The 7707-nt window shown below is 61.4% G+C and carries 4 protein-coding genes and 2 pseudogenes; all 6 read left to right on the top strand.

Features of this window, described 5'->3' with window-relative positions:
- Positions 1 to 424: pseudogene (locus tag Q1V60_RS14610) on the top strand (type VI secretion system contractile sheath large subunit); the annotation flags it as partial.
- A 23-nt stretch (positions 425 to 447) separates the two neighbouring features.
- The gene (gene tssK, locus Q1V60_RS14605) at positions 448 to 1803 is read left to right on the top strand and encodes a type VI secretion system baseplate subunit TssK (protein WP_300631512.1); all 1356 of its coding nucleotides are present in this window, start codon (positions 448 to 450) and stop codon (positions 1801 to 1803) included.
- Positions 1800 to 2479 (top strand): annotated as a pseudogene (gene tssL / locus Q1V60_RS14600) (type VI secretion system protein TssL, short form). The gene tssK and the pseudogene tssL overlap by 4 nt, the downstream one beginning before the upstream one ends.
- A 190-nt stretch (positions 2480 to 2669) precedes the next feature.
- A complete protein-coding gene (locus Q1V60_RS14595; RefSeq protein WP_300631510.1) occupies positions 2670 to 4205 on the top strand; it encodes an OmpA family protein in 1536 nt (511 codons plus the stop codon).
- A 23-nt stretch (positions 4206 to 4228) separates the two neighbouring features.
- Positions 4229 to 4720: an Hcp family type VI secretion system effector gene (locus tag Q1V60_RS14590; RefSeq protein WP_300631508.1), complete on the top strand. Its 492-nt coding sequence runs from the start codon at positions 4229 to 4231 to the stop codon at positions 4718 to 4720.
- A 153-nt stretch (positions 4721 to 4873) separates the two neighbouring features.
- Positions 4874 to 7540, top strand: coding sequence for a type VI secretion system ATPase TssH (tssH, locus tag Q1V60_RS14585; RefSeq protein ID WP_300631506.1), 2667 nt, complete (start codon positions 4874 to 4876; stop codon positions 7538 to 7540).
- Positions 7541 to 7707 lie beyond the last annotated feature (167 nt).

Genomic DNA, 7707 nt, shown 5'->3' with positions numbered 1-7707 from the left:
CAAGAACCGCGACTACGCGTGTTTCTTCTCGGCTAACTCTGCGCAAAAACCTGCGCTGTACGACACGGCCGACGCCACCGCCAACAGTCGAATCAATGCGCGCCTGCCCTACATTTTTCTGCTTTCACGCATTGCCCATTATCTGAAGCTGATCCAGCGCGAAAACATCGGCACGACCAAGGACCGGCGTTTGCTCGAGCTTGAACTGAACAAATGGATCGGTGGCCTGGTGACCGAGATGACCGATCCCGGCGATGACCTGCAGGCCTCACACCCCCTGCGGGACGCGAAGGTGACGGTGGAGGATATCGAGGACAACCCCGGTTTCTTCCGGGTCAAGTTGTACGCCGTGCCGCACTTCCAGGTCGAGGGTATGGACGTGAACCTGTCGTTGGTTTCGCAGATGCCCAAGGCCAAAGCCTGATTCAGTCGTAAGGAAACGATGCCATGAAGATCGATCGCCCTCTATGGGCCGCCGGGGCGTTGCTGTCTCCGCAGCAATTCCAGCAACAGGCGCGCTGGGAGGCCTGGGCCAACGAACAGCTCTCTCGTCTGAGCCTGGCGCACCCTTGGGGTGTCCAGGCCGTGGGCTTCGACTTGGACGCGCTGCGACTGGGCAAACTCAAGGCAACTCAACTTCGTCTGAGGCTGCCCGATGGCACTTGGATCGATACTGAGCAGGTGGACCGGCTGCCTCCGGCTGTGGCGTTGGCGCAACTGCTCACAAACGACGGTGAGCAAGCGTTAGTGCACCTGGCCTTGCCTTTGGAGCAGGCCAACGGCAACAACTGCTTGTTTGCAGAGGGCAGAGCCGATCGACCGACACGCTATTGCCAATCCTGGCGCGAAGTGCAAGACATCTACGCGGATGAGGTGCAGTCGATCGGCGTGCTGGAGCACGCGCTGAGCCTGCGCCTGCACACCAACGACAACGCTGATTACCTGACCTGTCCGGTCGCGCGTCTGATGCGCGACGCGCAGGGTGCCTGGAGCCTGGATGCCAGCTACGTGCCGCCGCTGCTGAGCTTCGCTGCCCATGCGGGGTTGTTGAATCAGCTGGATAACCTGTTGACGCAGCTATCGGCCAAGCGACAAAGGCTTATGGGGATGCGCCGGGAAAGCAATCAGCGCATGGCCGACTTTGCCGTTGCGGACGTCTCGCTGTTCTGGCTGCTCAATGCCTTGAATACCTATCAACCGGTATTGGCGGACCTGTGTGAGTTCCCCGAACGTCACCCGGAGCAGGTTTATCAGCAACTGATCAAGCTGGCCGGCAGTCTGTTGACGTTCTCGTTGGAACACGATATCGACAGAATTCCAGGCTACCGGCACGAGCATCTCGAGAGCGTATTCCCACCCTTGATGCACACTGTTTCCTTGCTGCTTGAGGCCAGCCTGCCCTCTCGGGTAATTGCCTTGCAGTTGGAGGCGCATGGCGCCAATCGCTGGCAGGTCACGCTGAGTGAACCGCGTCTACGTGAGCATGACGGTGCTGATTTCTATCTATCGGTGCGCTGCCGACTACCGGCCGCGCAGTTGCAGGACCAGTTCCCGCGCCTGTGCAAAATCGGAACCCCGGACGAGGTCGATGACCTGGTCAACGCCGCCCTCGACGGCATTCCATTGCAGTCTCTCAGCCATGTGCCCGCCGCTATTCCATTACGTCTGGAGAACCAGTATTTCGCGCTGAATCTGGGCCACCCCAGGGGGCAGGCCGTGCTCGACGAAGGGGTCTGCGCGTTCTATGTGCCAAGTACCTTGGCCGATGTGAAGCTTGAGCTGTTTGCGGTGTTGCGCTCATGAACCGGACTGCCACCCAAGAAAATACTGCAACAGTGGATATCGATGCGTTGTTGCAGGACACCTACCTGCTGGTGGTTGAGTTACGCCAGGGGGCCGGGGTGCCAAGTGGGCCGGAACTGTCGCAGCTTTGCATGGCGCAGGTCGAACGGGTACGCCAACGGCTCAAGCTTGCGGGCCTGAGCCCGCGCAGCATCGACCACATCACTCATGCGCAATGCGCGTTGCTCGACGAAACCGTGCTCACCTGTGCTGACGGTGAGGCGCATACCAACTGGGCCAGTGAACCGTTGCAGACAAAATTTTTCAATCGTCACCAGGCGGGTGAATTTCTGTACGAGGACATGCGCGACGTCCTGCGCGAGCCAGCGCCGGACGTGCATGTGCTGACGGCGTTTCAGCGGGTTCTGATGCTGGGGTTCCGCGGTCGCTACCGTGACCTGAACGATCCCGAGCGTGAGCAGCTATTGGTTTCCCTCGGTGCGCAGACTACACCGCTTAAGGTCAGTCAACGCTTGGTCACGCAGCCCAGTGGCAATGAGCTGATGGCAGGCCGGGCTTGGCTGCGATCACCGCTGACCCATGTAGTGGCGGTGGGGTGCTGCTGACCGCGGCCTGGTGGGGCTTGGATCATCTATTGAGCGACGCTGTTGCTTCGCTCTTGTCGGACCAGGGGTGAGGGCGAGATGACCTTGAACCTGCATCGAGCCCTTTGCCTGTGGGCGGGCGCTCTGGCCTTGGCTTTGCTCGGCATCAGCCCGCTCGGAATGTGGGCGCGAGCTTTAGGCGTGTTGATCGCAGTGAGTTGCGTTGCCTGGGCCTGGGCAGTGTTAGGGCATCGCGCAGTTCAGCACGGTGGATTGGTTTCATTGGACGCTGACAAGGTCCTCCCGCCAGCGGCATTTCGTCATCCTGTGGTACTGGTCTGCGGTGATGGCCTGGAGGGATTGTTCGGCCGGGTGCCGGCCGAACAAATGGCCCTGCGCGTGACCGAACAAGGGTGTTACGTGCGTGTGCCAAGCCTGGAGCAACTGCTGGCCGTCGCCGATGGGGTCCTGGCGCTACGCCCAGGCTGGCGCACGCAACTCAGTGTGATGTTCATCGTTAATCCCGGCGCGCACAGTGATAGCGCTGTACTCGCCGGGCAGGTGCGGGCCTTCGGCCACCAACTGTCCCTGGTACGTAAACGCGGCATTAGCCTGCCATTATTGCTGCTGAGCTACCTGCAAACCTTGCAGGGCGAGGCGCCCTGGTTCAGTTGGGGCAATGACCAGGTGGACGCCCTTGTGCGTGAAGCGGGCGCCAGCGTCAGGCTGGATGAGTGGCAGCAGCACAGCGCCGACTCGTCCGTACAATCGGCGCGGATGCGTGCCGGTGTGCAGCTGAACAGTGTTGTGGCCTGGTTGCATGAAGCGGTGTTGCCGCACCTTTCCACTCGCCGCTCCCCAGGGTTGGCCACGGTGTGCGCCCTCAGGCTGGTACCGACCTTGCCCTATTCGGCAGAGGGCAACCTGTGGCAGCAGTGGTTGCGCAGCAGAGTGGCTTTGGCTGACAACAGGTCGGCAGTGGCGGATGCGGTCTTGCCTTTCCCGGACGCGTTGCTCGACCTGCTCGCGCTCGGCCCGCGGCGCTCTCCGGTGCAGAGGGCAAGCATCTTGGCACTGTGGCTGTTCGCCGTCGCCGGTGTCGTCGCACTCGCAAGCTCGGCGTGGCAGAACACCTTGTTGGTGCGCCAAGTCAGCGATGACTTACGGCGCTATGCCTCGATTCCCCAGCCGAGCCGGCGCGAGCAGCGCGAATTTCTTGTGCGAGAAGATGCCGTAACCGTTCTTCGTCAGGACGCCCAGCGTCTGGACGCTTACTACCGCAACGGCGTGCCGTTGGCATTGGGCCTGGGTCTGTATCGCGGCGAACGCCTGCGCGCGCCGTTGCTGGCGGTACTGGCCGCTCATGTTGAACCTGCGCCGACTGCGATCCCCGTGCGCATCGCAACACCGGTGCGACTGAACAGCCTGTCGCTGTTCGCAACCGGCAGCGCCCAACTCAAGCCCGGCTCGACCAAGGTGCTGGTCAATGCACTGGTCGACATCAAGGCACAGCCAGGCTGGCTGATTGTGATCGCGGGGCACACCGACGCCACGGGCGATCCGCAGCGCAACCTTCAGCTGTCCCACGCCCGCGCAGCGGCCGTGCATGCTTGGATGCAGCAGATGGGTGGCATTCCCGAGAGCTGCTTTGCGGTGCAGGGCTTCGGGGCCAGCCAACCGATCACAACTAATGACACTGAGGCGGGGCGTGCAGCCAACCGCCGCGTTGATATCCGTCTGGTACCCGAGGCAGGGGCGTGCGCGCTCTCTACTCACGGACCGGACAGACAACCCCCTGTCGCATCCAGCGACATTTAAATCCCCAAGAAAAGGAGCTTCACATGGCAATTCCCGTTTACCTCTGGCTGCAAGATGACGGCGGCGCAAACATCAAGGGGTCGGTGGATGTGCAAAAGCGCGAAGGCAGTATTGAAGTCGTCGCCCAGGATCACAGCCTGTACATCCCGACTGACAACAACACCGGCAAGTTGACCGGTACGCGGGTACACACGCCGTTTCTATTTACCAAGGAAATCGATGCGTCCAGCCCTTACCTTTACAAAGCCGTGACCACTGGGCAAACCCTCAAGAGCGCTGAGTTCAAGTGGTACCGCATCGATGATGCGGGGCAGGAGGTGGAGTATTTCATTACCAAGCTGGAGGACGTCAAGGTGGTGAAAGTCGCGCCGAAAATGCACGACGTCAAGGACGCCAGCAAAGAGAAACACAACCACTTGGAGCAGGTTGAGTTGCGCTACGAGAAGGTTACCTGGACCTACAAGGACGGCAACATCATCCACTCCGACTCGTGGAACGAGCGCCAGAGCGCGTGATGCGTGTGCAGCAGCAGGCAGACGCTTGCCTGCTGCTGGCGGTGTGCTGGGCTGAGCGTCCGTTCGCGGGCGTTCAGCCAAACACATCGCATTGCAAAACCATGGCCGGTCTATCGACGACACACCCAGAACCCCGAACAAGGATGTAACCCTATGGCACCCCATTCCACCCGCTTGCTTCGCCGCCTTAACCCTTACTGCGCCCAAGCATTGAGTGCGGCGGCCTCGCTGTGCCAAACCCGAGCACACGCACAGATCACCATTGAGCACTGGCTGCTCAAATTGCTGGGGCAAGGGGAGGGAGACCTGACGGTGATTGCGCGTCGTTATGAATGGAATCTGGACGCGTTATGGCAGGGGCTGTTAGACCACATTGATCGATTGCCACGCAGTGTGCAGATCAAGCCGCAATTGTCGGATTCGTTGCAGCAACTGATCAAGAACGCCTGGTTGCTTGCCTCGCTGGACGATAACAATAACAGCCTGCGTTCTGCCCATCTGCTCAGCGCGTTGATGGACACACCCAGCCTGCTGGCGTGTGAAGCCGCTTGGCCGTTATTGAGCCTGAGCGAGGCTCAGTTGCAGCGCCTCACTGCACTGCTGGATCAAACATCCGAGGAGCGCCCGCAGTTGCAAGCGTCAGCCGAGCTGGACGGTTCTGTCACGTCCTCGGATGAGCTCACTGTTCTTCCAACCGGCACCCAAAAAGATGACGCGTTGCAAGCGGTGCTGGACAGATTCACACAGGACCTTACCGCCAAGGCGGCAGCAGGGAAGATCGACCCGGTGTTTGGGCGTGACGACGAAATCCGCCAGGTCATCGATATTCTCAGCCGTCGGCGCAAGAACAACCCGCTCTTGGTCGGTGAGCCCGGTGTTGGCAAAACGGCACTGGTCGAAGGCTTGGCGCTGAGCATTGCCCAAGGCAATGTGCCGGACAGTCTCAAACGGGTCAGCGTGCGCACCCTGGACCTGGGGTTGTTGCAAGCCGGCGCCGGCGTCAAAGGCGAGTTCGAACAACGGCTGAAAAACGTCATCAACGCCGTGCAGCAATCGGAACAACCGGGGCTGTTGTTTATCGATGAGGCCCATACCCTGATCGGTGCGGGCAACCAGGCCGGCGGCGCCGACGCGGCCAACCTGCTCAAGCCCGCCTTGGCCCGTGGCGAGTTGCGCACCATCGCCGCTACCACCTGGAGCGAGTACAAGCAGTATTTCGAGCGCGACGCTGCCCTGGAAAGACGCTTCCAGAGGGTCAAGGTGGATGAGCCGGATGATGCCAACGCCAGCTTGATGTTGCGCGGGCTCAAGGGACGGTACGCCACCCATCACGGTGTGCACATCCAGGATACGGCGGTGCAGGCTGCGGTCAGCCTGTCGCGGCGCTACCTCACCGGCCGTCAACTGCCGGACAAGGCGGTGGATCTGCTGGACACCGCCAGTGCCCGGGTGCGCATGAGCCTGGACTGCGAGCCGCAGGCGTTGATGCGCTTGCGCGCTCGGCAACGAGCCCTGGAACTCGAGGGGCAAGCGTTGGAGCAGGATCAGCGGTTTGGCGGCGACGGCGCCAGTGAGCGCCTGACCGCAATTGCCGCACAGCACGCCAACCTGCAACGCCAATCCGTTGCCCTGGAGCAGCAATACCGGCATGAACTTGACCTGACCCGGCAACTGCTGGATGCGCGTCAGGCGCAGCCGCCGCAGCGGGAAACCTGTGCGCAGCTGCAGGGGCAGTTGAGCGAGGTCCAGGGCAATCAACCATTGCTGTCGCTGGATGTCGATGCACGCAGCGTCGCGCAAGTGATTGCCGATTGGACCGGGGTGCCCCTGGGCAGTTTGCTCAAGGACGAACAGGTCAATCTGCTGATGCTGGAGCAACAATTGGGCGAGCGTGTTATCGGGCAGGCCCCCGCCTTGAGCGCCATGGCCCAGCGCCTGCGCGCGGCCAGAACCGGCCTCACCAACGATCAGGCGCCATTGGGCGTGTTCCTGCTGGTCGGCACCAGTGGCGTGGGCAAGACCGAAACAGCCCTGGCCCTGGCCGACAGTCTGTTCGGTGGCGAAAAGTCGCTGATCACCCTCAACTTTTCCGAGTACCAGGAAGCTCACACCGTCAGCCAGCTCAAGGGCTCGCCGCCCGGCTACGTCGGCTATGGGCAGGGCGGCGTGCTCACCGAAGCCGTGCGCCGCCGGCCCTACAGCGTTGTGCTGCTCGACGAAGTGGAAAAAGCCCATCGCGACGTACTGAATCTGTTCTATCAGGTCTTTGATCGCGGCTTCATGCGCGACGGCGAAGGGCGCGAGATCGACTTTCGCAACACCGTCATACTCATGACGTCCAACCTGGGCAGCGACCTGCTGCAAACCTGTGTGCAGGAACAACCGGATGCACCGGACAGCGTGCTGCACGAACTGCTGCGCCCCGTCCTGCGCGAGCACTTTCAGCCCGCATTGCTCGCCCGTTTCCAGACCCTGATCTATCGCCCCCTGCAAGCCGACGCGCTCAAGCGCATTGTCGCGATCAAGCTGGCCCAGGTCGCCAAGCGCCTGCACCGCCATTACGGCCTGGCCTGCCAGACTGACGATGCGCTGAACGATGCCTTGGTTGCCGCTTGCCTGCTGCCCGACTCCGGCGCGCGCAACATCGACAGCCTGCTCAACGAACAGATTCTGCCTGTACTTAGTCAGCAACTGCTGGAGCGTCGGGCAACTCGTCAGCGCACCCAGGGCGTGAGCCTCGGTTACACCGATGATGAAGGCATCAGTCTGCAGTTCACCGATGTTCAATATACGGCTCAGTCCGTTGCCTCGGAGGTGTGAGCATGGCTGGCGGATTGCAAAACTTCTTCGACCACAGCCGGCATCAGCTGAGCGTGCGCAACGTCGACGTCCGGCTCGATGTCCTGGCGTTCGAAGGCCACGAATACCTAAGCCGGCCGTTCCGCTATCGGGTGGAATTCACCAGCACCGAACGTGACCTGGCGGTG

Source organism: Pseudomonas sp., from assembly GCF_030147005.1.
In the GTDB taxonomy this organism is placed as follows: Bacteria; Pseudomonadota; Gammaproteobacteria; order Pseudomonadales; family Pseudomonadaceae; genus Aquipseudomonas.
Note: the sequence above shows the minus strand (reverse complement) of the source record. Positions and strands in the feature narration are given on the sequence as shown.

Bases quoted from the DNA above. Each gene is read 5' to 3' on its own strand.
- tssK (WP_300631512.1), top strand. From the start codon at position 448: ATGAAGATCGATCGCCCTCTATGGGCCGCCGGGGCGTTGCTGTCTCCG.
- Q1V60_RS14590 (WP_300631508.1), top strand. From the start codon at position 4,229: ATGGCAATTCCCGTTTACCTCTGGCTGCAAGATGACGGCGGCGCAAAC.
- tssH (WP_300631506.1), top strand. From the start codon at position 4,874: ATGGCACCCCATTCCACCCGCTTGCTTCGCCGCCTTAACCCTTACTGC.